This window comes from Ruficoccus amylovorans (genome assembly GCF_014230085.1).
GTDB lineage: Bacteria > Verrucomicrobiota > Verrucomicrobiia > Opitutales > Cerasicoccaceae > Ruficoccus > Ruficoccus amylovorans.
In genome coordinates, this window is sequence record NZ_JACHVB010000034.1 from 160271 (window position 1) to 177132 (window position 16862).

Here is a 16862-nt window from a genome sequence, read left to right on the forward strand (position 1 = left end):
CGGCCATCCAGCCATTGAACCCATTAACCATTTTTTAGAAAGCTCATCCCATGACCATTGAACCCGAATTGCGTTCCCACATCGACGAAATCTCCAAGAGAGCCGGATACCTCTGGAGGTATCTTTGACGTCGCGGGCAAGCAGAAACGCATAGCCGAGCTGGAGGAGCAGATGGGCTCCCCCTCGTTCTGGGACAGCCAGGAAAATGCCCAGAAGGTCATCTCGGAGTCAAACCAGCTCAAGGGCACGATCAGTGGCATTGTTGACTACAAGGTCAAGGTCGATGACATGAAAGCCCTGGCCGAACTGGTCGAGGAAGCTGACGCCGAAGAGGGCGAGGAGTTTCAGGGTGAACTGGCCAGTAGCGTCGAGACGCTGCTGGAGGAGTTGGACGAGATCGAGATCCAGTCCTTCCTCTCCGGACCGATGGACAAGAACAACGCCATCCTCAGCATCCATGCCGGGGCCGGTGGCACCGAGTCATGCGACTGGGCGGACATGCTTTTGCGCCAGTACACGCGCTGGGCCGAGCGCCGGGGCTTCACTGTCGAAGTGCTCGATATCGGGCCGGGTGAAGAGGCCGGGATCAACAGCGCCTCCCTGCGTATCATTGGCCCCTACGCCTATGGCTATTGCAAGGCCGAGCGCGGCGTCCACCGCCTGGTGCGGATTAGCCCCTTCGACTCGAACAAACGCCGTCACACCTCGTTCAGCTCGGTGGACGTGATCGCCGAAATCGAGGACGACATCGACATCGAAGTCCGCGACGAGGATCTGCGCATCGACACCTACCGCGCCAGCGGCAAGGGCGGCCAGCACGTCAACAAGACGGACTCGGCCGTGCGCATCACGCACTTGCCGACGAACATCGTCGTGCAGTGCCAGAACGAGCGTTCGCAGCACAAAAATAAGGCCAGCGCGATGAAGCAGCTCAAGTCCCGCCTCTATGAATATGAGCAGGACAAAAAGCGCTCCGAACTGGAGAAGTTTTACGGCGAGAAGGGCGAAATCGGCTGGGGCAATCAGATCCGCAGCTACGTCTTCCAGCCCTACCAGATGGTCAAGGACCTGCGCACCGGCGTCGAAACCGGTAACATCCAGGCCGTGCAGGACGGCGACCTCGACAACTTCATCCACGCCTGGCTGCGCGCCGGTTGCCCCACCTCCCGCAACAAGGAAATCAAGATCGAGGATTAAGTCACGCGGACAGCGTGAGATGATGAGAAAATAAGACTGAAAAACTTCGCTCTGTCTCTCCCGTTTCGAATCGGAGGGGAGCTGGTTGTCCCCATCCTCCGGAGGCATGGGCCTGCACTTGAGGTTTCGATGGTAGGGGCGAGTTATCCCCCTGCTACTTCCTGCGCCGCAAAGTGCAGAGTGAACGTCGTGCCCACATTGACCTGGCTGCTGACCTCGATGTGACCGCCGAGCTCGCGCAGATGGCAAGCGATCAGATAGAGGCCGATTCCTTTGCCATCCTTGTTGTTATGGAATTTCTCATGTAGCCTGAAGATGCGATCCTTTTGGGATTCGCTGTCGAAGCCGATTCCATTGTCCGTGTAGCGAATTTGCTTTTCTCCATCCACTAGCCGGGTCTCGATGGTGATTTGCGGGGCGCGGTCCGGATGGGCGTACTTGATCGAGTTCGTGATCAGGTTGAGGAAGATCCCCTCCAGATATGATTGCTTGAAAACCAAGGTGTCGAACGCTTTCAAGTCCAGCGTGATCCGGGCATGAGCGCCAGCGATCAGGTAGGAGAGGGGCTTTTGGACTTTTTCGACCGTTTTTTCAATCGAGAGGGTTTCGAGCTGCACGTCTGCGGCGTGGCCTTGCTCGATTTGATCGAGGTAGCGGTTCAGCATCTGCTCCAGCTCCTCTGCGGCCCCGCTGAGCATGTGGATGAATTCCTGCGTCTGCGGGTCGGTGATTTTGCTGTGGTCAAGAAGGCTGAAGATCGAGATCAGGTTTGCCACCGGTGTGCGTAAATCATGCGAGGTGGCGTAGTTCATCTGCTTCAGGCGTTCGTTTGTGCGGGTCATTTCAGCCAGCATGGAGTTACGAGCTTCCTCGTGCTCTTTGTACAAGGTGATGTTTTTAGCGATCGCATAGACCAGGTTTTTCTCCTTTTGGGGGATGGAGTTCCAACACAGCCAGACGGTTTCACCATCCTTGGTCAGGTAGCGGTTTTCATAGTTGATAAGGGGCTTGCCGGCGTACAGGTTGCGCCGATGGGTTTCGGTCAGGGTTTGGTCCTCGGGGTGGACGAAGGTGTTGATCGGCCGGGCGAAAAGCTCGGCTTCGGTATACTTCAGTAGCCGGCAAAGGGCTGGGCTGATTTTCTTAAAATACCCGTCAAAACCGGCAATACACAGCAGCTCAGGCAACGATTCAAAAAAGGGCTCAAGTGAATACTCGGAAGTATTTTGTATGCTCATCGGTTTGATTCCTTCATGATTAATCGGGCATAGCCTACAAGAATGCCATTCCGGGCAAAGATCAAGCGATCATGCGCTGGCCGCTTTGGGGAGGCAGCGGTAGGGCTGGGCGACTCATCGCCCGCGGAGGCTGCCAGGAAAAACGCATCCCCGGCTTGCCGTGGGGCGGAAAAGGTTTCCCCTTAGTCGTTTTACCACCTAAGGATGTAAGCCTTACTTGCCATGCCCTCGCTCGACTATCAGACCATCAAGGCCTCGCTGGAGGCCCAGCCGCTATTTGAAGACAAGACCTGGCGCCTCTCGCCCGAGGCGTGGCCGCTCACGCCCGCGCAGGTGCGCGAGATCGAGCTGATCGGGGAGGCTTGCCGGGACTTTTACCTCGCGCTCGATACGCTCTACCGCCGCTCGTGGCAGGGTAAGAACCTCTTGCGCAACAAGGAACTCATCGCCCCGTGGGTGGCCGACTACCTCGACCGTGGCAAGCCCATGCGCGTGATCGAGCACGCCCGGCATGAGCAGTTCAAGGGGCTGATGCCGCAGGTGCTCCGGCCCGACTTGCTCCTGACCGATGACGGCTTTGCCCTGACCGAGATGGACTCGGTGCCGGGCGGTATCGGACTAACCGATTTCTTGAACGAACTCTACGCGCAGGGGGACGACTCGGCTGTGATTGGCGGAGCCGCCGGGATGCGTCACGCTTTTTACAAAGCCCTGGCCGCGACCAAGCCCGAGGTCTCCAACCCGTTGATCGCGGTCGTGGTCAGCGACGAGGCCGACACCTACCGGCCCGAGTTCGAGTACCTCGCGGCACGGCTGCGTGAGGAGGGTAAGCGCGTTTACGTCTATCACCCGACGGACATTATGCCGCTGGGCCGGACGCTCTGCGTCAACGTGGAGGGAAACCCAGAGCCCATCGACATCATTTACCGTTTCTTCGAGCTGTTTGATTTGGGGAATGTATCCACAGCCCAATACATCCTGGAAGCCGCCGAGAGCGGCGACGTCGTGGTGACGCCACCCATGAAGGCCTACCAGGAGGAAAAGCTCAACCTCGCCCTGCTGCACCACCATGTGCTGGATGATTTCTGGCGCGAGAACCTGCCCAAGCGTTCCTACAAAGTGCTGAAAAAGATCGTCCCGCACTCGTGGATCATGGACCCGGTCGAGCTTCCCCCCAACGCCGTGCTCGACGCCCCGCACGCGCAGGGTAAGCCCATCCGCCGCTGGGAGGAACTGGGCGAGGCCACGCAAAAAGAGCGCAACCTCATTATCAAGGCGAGCGGTTTCCACGAGCTGGCCTGGGGCGCGCGCAGTGTCGTGCTCGGCTCCGACGTGTCCAAGAGTGACTGGCAGGAGGGTATCGCCGAGGCCGTGGCTATGGCTGACTCCACCCTGCATGTGTTGCAGGATTACCACAAGCCCTGCCGTACACCGCATCCGGTTTACAACGAGGAGGGCAAGGCCACGCCCATGCAGGGGCGCCTTCGCCTGTGTCCGTTTTATATGATCGAGGATGAGAAAGCGTCGCTGAACGGGATACTCGCTACTTTCTGTCCGGCAGATAAAAAAATCATCCACGGGATGCGTGACGCGGCCATGTTGCCCTGCAAGGTGGCAGAAACGGCTTCGTAAAGCTGGTCGATTGCAACGGATTTGTAACAGCACTGTAAAGGCGCTCGGGCATTGGCCCCGGGCGCTTTTTTTATGCCCGCTTTTGTTACGAAAACGGCCGCTCGTTACCGAACTTTAACATTAGAATCCTAGTCAGCGCGGGGATTTTTTGCTGATTAGGCAGCTTTCCTGAACCTTTTGTGTCTATGAAGCTGAAGCCTTTGTTAATCACCACGCTCTGCCTGGCAGCGGCCCCGCTGTTCGCCCAGGACGAATCCCCTGTGAAGCAGGCGAAGAGCAAACTCGATAAGTGGGTCGAGACCCAGCAACTCATCTCCGAGGAGAAAAATGAGTGGGCGGTCGAGAAGGGAATCCTGGAGGACACGCGCAAGCTGCTGCAGGACGAACTCGAAATGCTTGATACTAAGATCGAGCAGCTTGAGTCCGACTCGACTGAGGGTGACAAGGAGCGCGACGGCCTCTTGCTGGAACGTGTCGAGTACATGCGTGCGCAGAACTTTCTGGAGGAGTCGGTTCGCGGCCTGGAGCAGAAGCTGCTCACGCTTACGCCGGAGTTTCCGGTGCCGCTGCGCAAGAGCCTAGACACCTTTGTCGTGCGTATCCCGACGGACCCGAAGAAGGCGAACGTCTCGCTCTCCGACCGTGTGCTGAACGTGGTCGGTATCCTCAGCCAGACCGAGCGCTTTAACCGCGACGTGCATCTCTATGGCGAGACCGAGAAGATGGGCGAAGGCGAGCCGCGCCAGGTCTGGCGGGTGTACTGGGGCCTGGCGGGCGCCTACTACGTGGACGACCAGGGCAAGCTCGCCGGTATCGGCGCAGTCGGCGACGAGGGGTGGACCTTTACCCCCGCCAACGAGCTTGCGCCCCAGCTTGCGCTCCTGCGTGGGATCAAGGAAGGGACCGTGGACGCGATTACCTTCATCCCGCTTCCGGCCAGCATTCAGTAAACATTTTCGCTTTAAACTTTCTTCCTGATATGAACCCGTTCAAGTCATTTACCGCCGGTCTGCTTGGTCTGCTGGTTGTCACTTCCGGTCTGTGCGCGCAGCAGGACTTCAATGCGGTCGGCGCGGGCGTCGATGCGGACCTCAAGGCCGCTCAGCAGCAGCTCGCCGACCTGCGCGAGCAGATCGCGCAGGAGAAGATCCCCCTCGCCCGCGAGATCAACGAACTGGAAAAGCAGGTGCTGCAAAAGACCCGCGAGGCCGAGCGCCTGCTCAAAGTCAGCGACAGCCGCACCATCGCCTTGGGTGATTTGCGTAAGCAGGTTAATTCGCTGCGCGACACCAACAAGTATATTTCCGACCGGCTGACGGAATTCGTCAACAGCCTCAACTCGCAGATGTCAGTCAGCGAGCGCCAGCACTACGGCGCGGTCCTCGACGCGGCCAAGAACGCTCCGGTCGATGTCAACCTGAGCGAAGAGGACAAGCTGGGCAAGCAGCTTGATGTCGTGGACATGGCATTGGACCGACTGGACGACCAGATCGGCGGCTTTGTCTTTGAGGGCTCGGCGCTCTCGCCTGAAGGCGTGCTCAAAGAGGGCAAGTTCGCCATCTTTGGCCCGTCACTGTTCTTTTCCTCCAACGACGGCAGCGTCGTCGGTCTGATCGAAGACCGCTCCAACGTGGCCGACCCGGTCGTGGTGGACGTGCCGGTCAACTTCAACGCGGGCCTGACTGACCTCATCACCACCGGACAGGGCGTGGTCGCCGCCGACCCTTCTGGCGGCAAGGCGATCAAGGTTGAGAAACAGCGCGAGACATATTTCCAGCACATCCAGAAAGGGCAGATCGTTGGTTACGTGATTATCGGTTTGGGCCTGCTCGCGCTTATGTTGGGGCTGTTCAAGGTTGCCGAGATCGGCAGCTTCGCCACGACTAAAAAGAGCGACGTGCAGGAGACGCTCGATCTCCTCGCCACCGACAACCAGGCCGAGGCTCTCAAGCGCGCCGAGCGCATCAAGGGCGAGGCCGGAGAAATGCTGGTCGAGGGCGTTGCCCACTTTAAGGAAAAGCGCGGCGTGATCGAAGAGCTCATGTTCGAGAAGATCCTCAAGGTGCGACCGCGTCTGGAGCGTTTCCTTCCCTTCCTGGCCATCACTGCTGCGGCTGCTCCGCTGCTCGGGCTGCTGGGGACGGTCATCGGGATGATCAAGACCTTTAACCTGATTACCATTTTCGGCACGGGCGATGCCCGTTCGCTCTCGACGGGGATTTCCGAGGCGCTCGTCACGACCGAGCTGGGCCTGACTGTGGCCATCCCGATCCTCATTCTGCACGGGCTGCTCTCGCGCTATGCCAAGCGCAAACTCGCCTCGATGGAGGAGAGCGCCGTCTCCTTCGTCAACGGCATCAGCACGATGAAGTAAATCCTCCGCTGTAGCGAAATATGGATACAAACGAAACCATCCGGCAGATACTGACCATCTGGGCCAACGGCGGCTGGGTCATGTACCCGCTGGCGCTGCTCTCGGTGTTGCTGTACGCCACGGCGTTTCAGACCCTGCTCTACCTGCGCGGGACCAACCTGGGGCGCTTCGATGCGGACAAGTGGAACGCCTGGGTGCGCGAGCCCGAGTCCGGCGAAGGCCGGGTGGGGGAAATCCTTCGCTATGTGCTGGGCGGAAAGATGACGCAGAAGAGTATCCGCAACCGCTTCGACGAGGTGCGTATCTCCATGATCGGTATGATCGAGCGGCGCACGGTTTTCGTCTCTTCGCTGGTGGCGACAGCTCCGCTCATGGGACTGCTGGGCACGGTCATCGGCATGTTGCTGACCTTTGCCGCGCTCTCGCAGGGCGGAGGCAGCGACACAGCCGGAATGGTGGCCGACGGTATCCGCAAGGCGCTCATCACGACGCAGACTGGGCTGACCATCGCGTTGCCGGGAGTGTTTTTTGTCATGGTGATCCGCCGTAAACGCCACTCCATCGAGGCCCACATCGCCCGGCTGGAGAGCATGACCCTTTCCCAACTCAAAGTCGAATAACGTCATGGCTATCCGCAGCAGATTTCAGCAAGACGAGGGGACACCGGAGATCAACCTGTCTCCGATGATCGACTGTATCTTTATCCTGTTGATCTTTTTCATCGTGACCACGGTTTTCGTCGAAGAGGTCGGTCTCAATGTGAACAAGCCGCAGGCCTCGTCCTCCATGTCGATGGAGGATAAGGAGAGCGTCTCCATCGAGATCACCAAGGGTGACGAGATCCTGCTCGACGGGGCGGAGATCCAGCTTGCCTCGCTCGGGGCGCGTATCCACAGCGCCATTACACGCGACGAGGAAATCCCTGTCACGATCACGGCCAACAAGAACTCCAGCCAGGGTATTTTCGCCCAGGTGTGGTCCGTCGCTCACCAGTCCGGGGCGAAAAACCTTTCCTTCACCACCACGAATTAAGCAGCCATGCCGCGCCCTACGATATCCGCCGAGCCGGAAGAGGAGATGGAGATCAATCTGTCTCCGATGATCGACTGTATCTTTATTTTGCTGATCTTCTTCATCGTGACCACGGTCTTTGTTGAAGAGACCGGGGTGGAGGTGGTCAAGCCCCGCGTCGTCGCCTATGACAAGCTGGACAAGAACAGCCTGCAGTTCGCCATCACCTCGGAGAACAAGGTTATCTACGGAGGCCAGGAAATCGGCGTCGGCGGGGTGGCTGTGCGAGTCAAACAGGCCATGTCTAAGGGGGATGTGCCCATTGATATTCAAGCGGACGAACGCGCCGACGTCGGCCTTTTTGACAAGGTCGTGACTGAGGCAAAGCTGGCTGGTGCCACACGCATCGCCTTCTCCAGCGCCCAGAACTGAGGAATGCTCCGCCATGCCTAAGATTTACCAGTCGCCCTCCGCGCGCAAGAACGCGCTCCTGAGCTTGTTTCTTGGGGCTGCCTTCAGCTTCTTTGTCTTCCTGCTCGTCCCGGTCACGCAGTTCATCGCGGACGTGGCCAAGGTAGAGAATGCCTACGAGGTCCAGCAGGCTTCGCTGCCACCGCCGGAAGAGTTCCAGTTCGAGGAAGAGGAGATCAAGGAGGAGGAAGCACCCGAGGAGGAGATTGAGCTGGAGCAGGAGCCGCCGAAGCTCACGCTCGACCAGCTCGAGCTGGCGCTCAACCCCGGTATGGGCGGCGACCTCGCCGGTGACTTCGCACTGCCGGGTTTTTCCGCCAGCAAGGGTGATCTCGACCTCAATGCCATCTACGAACTCGACGACTTGGACCAGAAGCCCCGCCCTGTTAAGCAGGTACGGCCGAAGTACCCGAGGCAGTTGGCCAGCCGAAAGGTTGAGGGTGTGGTGAAGCTCACCTTCGTCATCGATCAGAATGGCGATGTTATAGACATCAAGGTGGTTGATGCCACCTTTCCCGAATTCGGTGAGGCAGCGATGGCCGCCCTGCGTGAATGGAAATTTGAACCCGGTATGAAGAACGCCCAGGTGGTGAAGGCCCGGGGGAAATTGAGTATACCTTTTAGCATTAAATAACAGGAAACCTATGCGTCAGATAACGAAATACCTTGCCGTAGCGGCTTTTGCCGCGACTGCGCAGCAGGCGGTTTTTGCCCAGTTTCCCAGCGCGGAGTTTGAGCAGCAGTGGCAGCAGAAATGGACCGATGAGGCGTTTGTCTCGGCGTTCATTGACAGTTACGAGCCGCTGAAGGAGGTCGAGCCGCAGTTCGATAACAAGGACGAGATCAAGCAGGTGCAGGAAATGCGCGACCTCTTCCAGAGCAATCCTCAGGCCGCGGCTGACCGCCTGAAGGAGGATCTCGATGAGGACGCCAGCGCGCCCTACCTGTTCCTCATTGGCACGCTGTACCTGACCGCGCAGCAGAACGATCAGGCCAAGGAGTTCTACAACCGGGCGCTGGAGAAGTACCCGAACTACCGCCGCGCGCACAAGAACCTCGCCCTTGTTTATCTGCAGGATCAGGAGCTGGACAAGGCGCTAAAACACTTGAGCCGCACGATTGAGCTGGGTGAGAAAGACGGGCGTCAGTATGGGCTGCTCGGTTACATTTACCTGAGCATGGGGGACCCTTTTGCAGCCGAGGCGGCTTACCGCCAGGCGATTCTGGCTGAGCCCGACGTGATGGACTGGAAGCTGGGTCTGGTGCAGGCGCTGCTGGGGATGGAGAAGTATGACGACGCCAACGCGCTCATCGAAACGCTGATCGAGAAGAATCCCGGGAACGATACGTTCTGGCTGCTTCAGGTTAACGCCTACCTCGGCTCCGGCCAACCGGAGAGGGCGATTGCGAATCTGGAAATGCTGCGCCGGATGGGTAAGCTCAAGCCCGCCAGCCTCAAGCTGCTAGCCGACATCTATATGAACCAGCAAATGCGCGAGCAGGCGCTGGAGCGCTACACGGAGTTGATGCAGGCCGACGCCTCGGGGCAGTTTCTGCCGACCATGCTGAACATCGGCGAACTACTTGTTTATTCGCAGGACTTTGACCGCGCCATCGGCATGCTCGACACGATCGAGTCTCACTACGCTTCCAGTACGCCCGAGGACAAGATCAAGATTCTGAACCTGAAGGCCAAGGTGGCCCGTGCCACGGGTGACTCCGAACTGGCGCAGGAGACATTGACCGAGATTATCGCGCAAGATCCGCTCAACGGTGACGCTCTGCTGGAAATGGCCGCTATCCACCAGGAGAAGGGCAAAAAGGAAGAAGCAGTTTTTCTCTACGAACGTGCGGCCAAGGTTGATGGCTACGAGTTTAAGGCGCTGGTGCAGTACGCCCAGATGATGGTGAAGGAAAAGCGTTATGCCGATGCGGTTCCGCTGCTCAAGCGCGCGCTCACGATTAACGACGATCCGCGCATCGCCCGCTTTCTCGAAGATGTCGAGCGTGCGGCCCGCAATACATGATGACATCCGGCACAGCGTTAGCTCTATGTTCCGTGGGCATGATGCTGGCATGCGCATGCGCGCAGGCCGCTTATCCGGCGAGTCATGCCTTGCTGGAAGATTCTCCTTTTCTTCCTCCCGCCCGCAAGACCGGGATTTTGGCTCAGCCAGTGGCTGCATCAATGACACCGGCGATGATCGAGCCGGAGATTTCTTTTCATGGGGTCATGCTCAGCGGTGGAGAATACCTGGTGAGCCTGCACAATAGCAAGACCGGCGAAAAACTCTGGCGCAGTCCCGGGCAGGACGTTTTCGGATACACACTGTCCGGATACGAACCAGCGGAGCATCGGCTGACGCTGAGTAAAGCAGGCCGTAACTATACACTGTGCCTGAGTAACATCGGCGAGATAAACCGCACGCTCGCACTCACCGGTCAGAGCCCACGCGAACATGAGGGGAAGGGCAGGGGGCTGGTCCGTTTTGAAAGCCTCAGTCCGCAGGAGCAGAAAAAGTATTACGACCCGTCCTATGTTTCCTTGCTCGAAGAGCGCGGGATCGAAGTGCCTGCGGCTTTGCGGTCGGGCAGCGGCGGGAGCGCTTCGCATGGCAAGGGCTCATCTCAGAATGCCGGGAGTGTCGTGAGTATGGCGGATGCGCAGATGCGTACCTCACGGGCGGTAGAGGGGAAGCGCGAGCCGCGGTCCTATCAACGGTTTCCTACGCCTCGGGTAAATACCAGCCACACCAGCGCAGAACGCGCCGAAATGGCCAAGGCCGCCCGCGGCAGTTCATAAATTTGGAAGGCATCTATTATGAAGACGCGACTATTGACTTTTGTTTTATCGCTGAGCGCGGTCGGGATGAGCTTGTCCGCGGACGCGGAGACTGTTTCTGCCGATCCCTTGTACCAGGAGATCGCGGTACGCTCGGAGTGGTGGCCGGAGCGGGTCAAGCTGACTGAGGATGTGGCACTCTCAACTGAAAAGGGGACGACGACTTTGAAAAAAGGCCGTCCGGCGATTTTTGTAGCTCCGGTCGAAGATGGCGCGTGGATCGACTTCGGCAACTACGGCGTGATCAAAGTGCCGTATGCCTCCACGGATATTGCCGAGAGCGTCGCGCGAAACAAGCACGATCGCGACTGGCAGAGCGCGGGTAACCTCAGCGTGCAGTTGAGCAACAAATTCTTTTGGCCTGAGAGCCTGCAACAGATTTCCCCCTGGACGTTCAAGGATGCCGACTACCTGCTGATCAGTTATCTGGACCTGGGCTCGGAAGTGGCTGCCTCGGCGCAGAGAGCCCTCGTCGCTTCCCACAGTGAGTTGGAGGAGCGATGCCCGCGGCTATTTTTTGTCACGATCGCGCTCGACCCTGCCAAAGACGAAATGATGAAGGATCTGGCCGCCTCGGGCATTAGCTGGCCGGTCATGTTCTTCCACATGAGCGCAGGTTACGTGAACGCTCTTCATCACCAGCCACTCAATCCGACCGCTGTGCTGGTGGACAAGAACGGCCGCGTGCTGGCCCGGTGGGGAGCCGATGAAATAGAGGCTGGTTCATTTTCTGCCAATGTCGAGCGTGCTGTGGAGGGCGACCTTTCATTGCGTGAATCACTGAAAAACTGACCTAAGTTTTGACCGTATAAAGCCCCGGCGGAAGCCTCTCTTGCCGGTTTAAAAAGATTTTTATTATATGAAATTACGCCGTAACTATGGGTTTGAAAACCTGAAGTATCGCAAGGTTGCCGCCATGCTATCGGGCTTGCTGATGCTTGCCGCCGGGTGTTCGGTGACGGTGGCGCAGGATGAGGATAAGTCGTCTGTGCAGGCGGATGATAACTGGGGTGACTTTACTCTAGAGGACGCTGGTCCGGAAAAGCGTCCGGCCTCTACTGTGCCTGCGGAGGAAATTCCCGAAGGCATCGGCAGTATCGGCGGCCAGGTTTTCGATACTGAGACGGCAGGAGTGGTCGAAGGTGTTACGGTGACGCTCACATGGCCGGAGCAGGAGGGGATCGAGCAGGGGACGGAAGTCGCCCGCCAGCAGACCGTGGCCACGGATGAGCGCGGCGTTTACGGCATCAAAGATGTTCCCTCGGGCGTCTATTCGCTGTCCTTTTTCAAAAGCGGTTACAAGATCAAGGAAGTCATCGACGTAAAGGTTTATCCCGACGAGGTGACGCGTGCGGACGCGGCGCTGGAGGTCAAGCCGGTCGGTTTCAGTGATGACATTTTTGACTTCGGGGAGTTCGCGGTCGAGTTCCAGTCGCTCGACAGCACGCGTGACATGCTGGAGGATCTCAAGCGCCAGTCGCCCGGTACGATCGACTTTTTGACCTCGGAAGATTTTGCGAAGTTCGGCGGTTCCGATCTGGCGAGCGTCATCCAGCGCATGCCCGGCGTTACGGTGGTCGAAGGGCAGTTCGCCGTCGTTCGCGGCCTGGGTGACCGCTACAACAGCACCTTGCTCAATGGTCTCCCTGTGCCCAGTCCCGACCCGGTGCGTCAGGGGATGCAACTCGACCTGTTCCCCACCTCAATGATCGAGAGCGTGGTCACACAGAAACAGTTCCTGCCAAACCTGCCGAGTAACTCTTCGGGCGCGGCCTTCGACCTGCAGACCAAGGCCTACGCGGAGGAAACCACCGTCTTCTTCAAGGGTGGTTTTCGCTTTAACACGAACGCCACCGGCACTTACCTGAAAAGCCCGAGCGCCACCTTCAACGACAACCTCGCCGATGGTGCCAACTCGCGCCCGCAGGCTCCGGCGAGCAGCACTTCTACTGTGATCGTGAACAGCGCCTCAAAGCAAGTGGTGCCGATTGAAACGACTGCGCCCATCGGCCTGACGTTTTCAGCCGGGGCCAGTGGGACCTTTGAGGTGAACAACCGCAAAATGGGACTGATTTTCTCCAGTGCTTACAACAGCGACTACGGTACGGCGGAGGGCTACCAGCAGAAACGCTATGCCTCCAACTCCTCCTTTATTCGCATCCCTTTTCCGCCCCCCGGACGCCTGGTAGGCGCTCCCGGGTCCCTCTATAATTACGAACTCGGCGCGAGCGACCTGCGCTATGACTTGACCGAGTCTGACGCCGAAGTCCTGATTGGCATTCTCGCCGGTGTCGGCTATGAACTCGATCCCGAGGGTGACAACCGGGTGGACTTCACTTTCCTGATGAGTCAGAGCGGCAACGACTTTGTCCAGTCTCTGAAAAATGGTTACCTCCCCGCCGGGTTCGCCGGCAGTTCCAACACGGACCGTGGCTTTGGCACGCCGGGGGCCGGTACCGGGGTTGACAATATCATCGGGCGCGGGGGCGCGGACACAAACACGGTCTTCACCGACGTCATTTCCTACGAGCAGCGCGAGCTCTACACCTATCAGTTGGGCGGACGGCACGTGCTCGACGAGCTGGACGACCTCAAGCTCAACTGGGGGGGCACGGTCAGCTCGACCACGAGCAACACCCCGCATGAGACCGTGGCCAACTACCTTTACGATAATTCCACGGACCAGTATTTCTATACGGATTCGAACTTCATCGGCGACGCCATTCCGTTTATTCAGGAAACCTGGCGCGATATTTCCGAAGATCAATACGGGGCACGCATGGACCTCGAATACGACTGGAAAGACAAAAGTTCGGATTGGCTCAGCGGTAAGTTTTCCGTGGGTGGTTTCTGGGCTCAGGCCAGCCGCAGCGTTGATCAGGTTGATACGGACATCGATTTGAAAACAACCGTATCCGGAAATACAAAGCAGGATGTGGTGGACAAGGTGTTGAATGCATCGACTGCCAATGGTGCCGCCCGTTATTCCTGGGCGGAAACCAGCCGTGATATCGGTGCGGGCTACCTGATGGCGCAGTTCAATCTCACGGAGAATGTGCAGATCACGGGGGGCGCCCGCTTTGGGAATCTCCGCCTGAACAGTAACGGCTACTCCGAGCTGAATGCGCTGACGACGTTGACGACACTGCTGGCCCAGTCCCTGAAGACCAACCCGAACATCTATAATGGCGATCTGCTAGGCTTTGATACGACACCGACGGGAGGCCTCACCCGTGATCAGGTGATCGCGCAGCAGTTGGCCGAGGGCGGACGGATCAACCAGAACTTTGCCCTCCCGGCTGCCACCGTAAATGTGGACGTCACCGAGCAGGTTTCCTTCATGGCTGGGTATTCGCAGACATTGGCGCAGCCGTCGTTCCGTGAGTTGTCGCCGTATTTTTCGCGTGAGTTGGGGACGGGGGACATCGTCGTGGGCAACCCGCTTCTGCAAACCTCGGAGGTGGAGAGTTTCGACCTCGGGGTGGAGTACCGCCCCTGGGAGGGAGCCATTATCGGCGTGGGTGCTTTCTATAAGACGGTCGAGAACCCGATCGAGCAAATCGCCATCTACGATAAAAATACCAACACGACCGTGATGACCTACTTTAACAACCCGAACACGGCTCGCCTCAAAGGAATCGAGTTCCAGTTTGGGACAGACTTCGCATTCGTTGCGGACGAGTTGGAGTATTTTTCCTTCGGCATGAACTTTGCCTACATCGATGCCAAAGTAGCCTTCCCGGATGAGGTTCGGATGACCTACATCAACACGATCAACGGCAACAGCCCGAACGCTGGGACCACCGACGGGCAGACCATCACCTTGCGTAATATGCCCAACGACCGCCGGCTGTTCGACCAGCCCGAGTACATCGTCAACGCCAACGTCACCTATAATAATCCGGACTGGGGGACGGCTGTCACGCTTTCGATCTTCGCGCAGAGCGATGTGCTCACGACGGTGGGCTCGGGGGCGGACCTGAGCATCGACCAGTATTCGGCACCTTTCTACACACTGGATCTGACTATCAGCCAGAATATCACGGATAATCTTCAGTTCCAGTTCAGCGTCAGCAACCTGACCGATACTTCCCGCAGCATCATTTATTCGCAGGAGATGACGAACGAGACCATCTACGGCGAATCCGTCAAGATCGGGCAGACTTTCAAGTTCGCGCTGGAGTACACCTTTTAACTGCGGCGGGCAATTTGATCTGGAGCCGGGGCCGGGATTACGCAGCTCAGACTTGAAAAATTGATTATCAATGTAACGCAAATGTGACCGTGTGGCCATCGGTTTGCCATGCAAGCCCGTCATAATGCGGCCTGTTTTTCAACCCTGACAAACTCTGAACACTACTATGACCAAACAACTCACACTAGGCGCTACCGCCGTTGTCATGTCAGTCGCTTCGGCCTTTGCTGCGCCGATCGTGCTCGACCAAACGTACTCGGGCATTTCCTATGACAGCGGACGGAAGATGTATCTTCTGACCGCGGACGTCAACCTCCCCGCCAACGGAAACGATGGCTACATCATCGAAGGAAATCTCGTCGTGCCCGCGGGCATGACCCTGACCCTGCAGCCGGGCGTCATCATGCGCGGCCAGCCGGAGTTTGATCCTAATACCGACATCCCCGGTGCTCTGGTTGTTGCCCGTGACGGTACGCTGATCGCCGAAGGCACCGCCAGCAACCCGATCATCTTCACGACCGCTGCTGATACCAACCGCCAGCGCTGGCAGTCCGGTGACACTTTCCTGGACGCCGACCCGAAGAATAACCCGCTGCCTCCCGTCACCGTTGTTGACGCCGAGACCTCGTACGCCAACACCTCGCTGTGGGGAGCTGTTACGCTGCTCGGTAATGCGCCGACCAATCTCGGTATCAATGCTTCTGACGTGGGCTATGCTCCGTACACGACGCAGCCCGGACTCGGCATCATCGAAGGTTTTGGCATCAATGAGCCCGAGTTCGTATATGGTGGCAGCCAGCCCAATGACAGCTCTGGTTCCCTGCGTTACGTTTCGATCCGCCACACCGGTTCGACTTTCGGTAACGCCAGTGAGCAGCAGGGGCTGACCCTTGGCGCTGTTGGCTACGGCACTCAGCTCGAGTACATCGACATCTACTGCTCCTCGGACGACGGTATCGAGATCTTCGGCGGCACCGCAGCTTTGAAGTACCTCATGATCAGCTACGCCAAGGACGACTCCCTCGACCTTGACCAGGGCTACACCGGCTTTGTCCAGTTTGCCTTCATTCTCGGTAACGGCTTGGCTGGTGATACCGCCGCGCTGCTCGGACCGGCCAGCCTGGCTGAATGGGACGGCGACGACGTGGGCGAGCCCGGCAATAACCTGAACACGGTTAACGGCGCTCCCTTCTCCAGCCCGACCCTGTACAACATCACCTTCTTCGGTGGCAACAGCCGGACCTTCAGCGACGGTGCGATCCTGCGCCTGCGCCACAACTTCGGCGGCAACCTCTACAACTCCATCGTTGCCTTCGCCGAAAACGGCCAGAACGGCCTGGTCAAGGTCCTCGGCTCCGACAACTACAATGTTGATGGCTCCAACACACCGCACGCCGCCATCCTCTATGGCTACCCGAACCCGAGTGCCACGGAACAGGCTGCTGCCGGTACCCTCAACATTGCCGGTACGCTCTTCTGGAAGGTCGGTGACAGTGTCGCTGCCAATGTAGCTGCCAACGACACCACGCTGGAAATCCTCACCAATAATGCCACCTCCGGCGTGACCGGTATCACCTGCCCTGGTGCCTTCGGTAACGTGGTCGCCAACTCCGGCGCCTCCAATCCGTTCTTCGGCCAGACCGGCAACGCTGCCGACGCCAACGACCAGACCACCGCCAATGGTGTCAATCCGGTTCCGCTCTCGGCTACCGCGGTTGCGGCCACTGTCGGATACACAGGTACCTTCTTCGACGAAGTGACCTACAGCGGTGCCTTCGCGCCGAGCTTCTACACCCCGCTCTACACCAACGGATGGACCGCCATGAATGCTCGCGGCATCCTCGTCAATTCGGGCCTTTAATCCTGGTCGAATTACAATTGTTAATAAACAAATCCTGATGC

14 protein-coding genes are annotated in these 16862 nt (G+C 58.3%); 13 read left to right on the top strand and 1 reads right to left on the bottom strand.

The features are described 5' to 3' along the window. The first annotated feature begins 50 nt into the window (after nucleotides 1-50). Nucleotides 51-1197, top strand: a protein-coding gene (prfB, locus tag H5P28_RS11230) for a peptide chain release factor 2 (protein WP_185675793.1) whose coding sequence is annotated in 2 segments (ribosomal slippage) — nucleotides 51-125 and nucleotides 127-1197 — 1146 coding nt in all. Because the reading frame shifts where the segments join, the coding sequence is not laid out codon by codon here. Between the two features lie 143 nt (nucleotides 1198-1340). On the opposite strand, the gene H5P28_RS11235 is transcribed toward prfB, so the two are convergent. Continuing rightward, a complete protein-coding gene (locus H5P28_RS11235; protein ID WP_185675794.1) occupies nucleotides 1341-2435 on the bottom strand; it encodes a PAS domain-containing sensor histidine kinase in 1095 nt (364 codons plus the stop codon). 222 nt (nucleotides 2436-2657) lie between these two features. Between H5P28_RS11235 and H5P28_RS11240 the strand changes: the two genes are divergently transcribed. The 12 genes from H5P28_RS11240 to H5P28_RS11295 all read left to right on the top strand — a co-directional run bounded on the left by H5P28_RS11240 (nucleotide 2658) and on the right by H5P28_RS11295 (nucleotide 16821). Then, on the top strand, nucleotides 2658-4067 hold the full coding sequence (locus H5P28_RS11240; protein WP_185675795.1) for a hypothetical protein: 1410 nt from the start codon (nucleotides 2658-2660) through the stop codon (nucleotides 4065-4067). A 185-nt stretch (nucleotides 4068-4252) separates the two neighbouring features. After that, nucleotides 4253-5017, top strand: coding sequence for a DUF3450 family protein (locus H5P28_RS11245; protein ID WP_185675796.1), 765 nt, complete (start codon nucleotides 4253-4255; stop codon nucleotides 5015-5017). 29 nt (nucleotides 5018-5046) lie between these two features. Continuing rightward, nucleotides 5047-6441: a MotA/TolQ/ExbB proton channel family protein gene (locus tag H5P28_RS11250; protein WP_185675797.1), complete on the top strand. Its 1395-nt coding sequence runs from the start codon at nucleotides 5047-5049 to the stop codon at nucleotides 6439-6441. Between the two features lie 20 nt (nucleotides 6442-6461). Next, on the top strand, nucleotides 6462-7061 hold the full coding sequence (locus H5P28_RS11255; protein ID WP_185675798.1) for a MotA/TolQ/ExbB proton channel family protein: 600 nt from the start codon (nucleotides 6462-6464) through the stop codon (nucleotides 7059-7061). 4 nt (nucleotides 7062-7065) lie between these two features. Next, nucleotides 7066-7473 carry an ExbD/TolR family protein gene (locus tag H5P28_RS11260; RefSeq protein WP_185675799.1) on the top strand — a complete coding sequence of 136 codons (408 nt, stop codon included), beginning with the start codon at nucleotides 7066-7068 and terminating at the stop codon, nucleotides 7471-7473. A 6-nt stretch (nucleotides 7474-7479) separates the two neighbouring features. Next, on the top strand, nucleotides 7480-7884 hold the full coding sequence (locus H5P28_RS11265) for an ExbD/TolR family protein (protein WP_185675800.1): 405 nt from the start codon (nucleotides 7480-7482) through the stop codon (nucleotides 7882-7884). 13 nt (nucleotides 7885-7897) lie between these two features. Next, nucleotides 7898-8557, top strand: a complete 660-nt coding sequence (locus H5P28_RS11270; RefSeq protein WP_185675801.1) for an energy transducer TonB — start codon at nucleotides 7898-7900, stop codon at nucleotides 8555-8557. A gap of 10 nt (nucleotides 8558-8567) precedes the next feature. After that, nucleotides 8568-9950: a tetratricopeptide repeat protein gene (locus tag H5P28_RS11275; protein ID WP_185675802.1), complete on the top strand. Its 1383-nt coding sequence runs from the start codon at nucleotides 8568-8570 to the stop codon at nucleotides 9948-9950. 38 nt (nucleotides 9951-9988) lie between these two features. After that, the gene (locus H5P28_RS11280) at nucleotides 9989-10726 is read left to right on the top strand and encodes a hypothetical protein (RefSeq protein ID WP_185675803.1); all 738 of its coding nucleotides are present in this window, start codon (nucleotides 9989-9991) and stop codon (nucleotides 10724-10726) included. A gap of 18 nt (nucleotides 10727-10744) precedes the next feature. Beyond that, nucleotides 10745-11557 (top strand): TlpA family protein disulfide reductase, encoded by an 813-nt coding sequence (locus H5P28_RS11285; RefSeq protein ID WP_185675804.1) that lies wholly within the window; start codon nucleotides 10745-10747, stop codon nucleotides 11555-11557. 67 nt (nucleotides 11558-11624) lie between these two features. Continuing rightward, complete coding sequence (locus tag H5P28_RS11290) at nucleotides 11625-14960, top strand: TonB-dependent receptor (protein ID WP_185675805.1); 3336 nt, start codon at nucleotides 11625-11627, stop codon at nucleotides 14958-14960. A gap of 166 nt (nucleotides 14961-15126) precedes the next feature. Further along, complete coding sequence (locus H5P28_RS11295) at nucleotides 15127-16821, top strand: hypothetical protein (RefSeq protein ID WP_185675806.1); 1695 nt, start codon at nucleotides 15127-15129, stop codon at nucleotides 16819-16821. Nucleotides 16822-16862 lie beyond the last annotated feature (41 nt).

What these genes read in the sequence shown, in the direction of transcription:
- H5P28_RS11235 (WP_185675794.1), bottom strand. Translation starts at nt 2,435, where the DNA reads ATGAGCATACAAAATACTTCCGAGTATTCACTTGAGCCCTTTTTTGAA.
- H5P28_RS11240 (WP_185675795.1), top strand. Translation starts at nt 2,658, where the DNA reads ATGCCCTCGCTCGACTATCAGACCATCAAGGCCTCGCTGGAGGCCCAG.
- H5P28_RS11245 (WP_185675796.1), top strand. Translation starts at nt 4,253, where the DNA reads ATGAAGCTGAAGCCTTTGTTAATCACCACGCTCTGCCTGGCAGCGGCC.
- H5P28_RS11250 (WP_185675797.1), top strand. Translation starts at nt 5,047, where the DNA reads ATGAACCCGTTCAAGTCATTTACCGCCGGTCTGCTTGGTCTGCTGGTT.
- H5P28_RS11255 (WP_185675798.1), top strand. Translation starts at nt 6,462, where the DNA reads ATGGATACAAACGAAACCATCCGGCAGATACTGACCATCTGGGCCAAC.
- H5P28_RS11260 (WP_185675799.1), top strand. Translation starts at nt 7,066, where the DNA reads ATGGCTATCCGCAGCAGATTTCAGCAAGACGAGGGGACACCGGAGATC.
- H5P28_RS11265 (WP_185675800.1), top strand. Translation starts at nt 7,480, where the DNA reads ATGCCGCGCCCTACGATATCCGCCGAGCCGGAAGAGGAGATGGAGATC.
- H5P28_RS11270 (WP_185675801.1), top strand. Translation starts at nt 7,898, where the DNA reads ATGCCTAAGATTTACCAGTCGCCCTCCGCGCGCAAGAACGCGCTCCTG.
- H5P28_RS11275 (WP_185675802.1), top strand. Translation starts at nt 8,568, where the DNA reads ATGCGTCAGATAACGAAATACCTTGCCGTAGCGGCTTTTGCCGCGACT.
- H5P28_RS11280 (WP_185675803.1), top strand. Translation starts at nt 9,989, where the DNA reads ATGATGCTGGCATGCGCATGCGCGCAGGCCGCTTATCCGGCGAGTCAT.
- H5P28_RS11285 (WP_185675804.1), top strand. Translation starts at nt 10,745, where the DNA reads ATGAAGACGCGACTATTGACTTTTGTTTTATCGCTGAGCGCGGTCGGG.
- H5P28_RS11290 (WP_185675805.1), top strand. Translation starts at nt 11,625, where the DNA reads ATGAAATTACGCCGTAACTATGGGTTTGAAAACCTGAAGTATCGCAAG.
- H5P28_RS11295 (WP_185675806.1), top strand. Translation starts at nt 15,127, where the DNA reads ATGACCAAACAACTCACACTAGGCGCTACCGCCGTTGTCATGTCAGTC.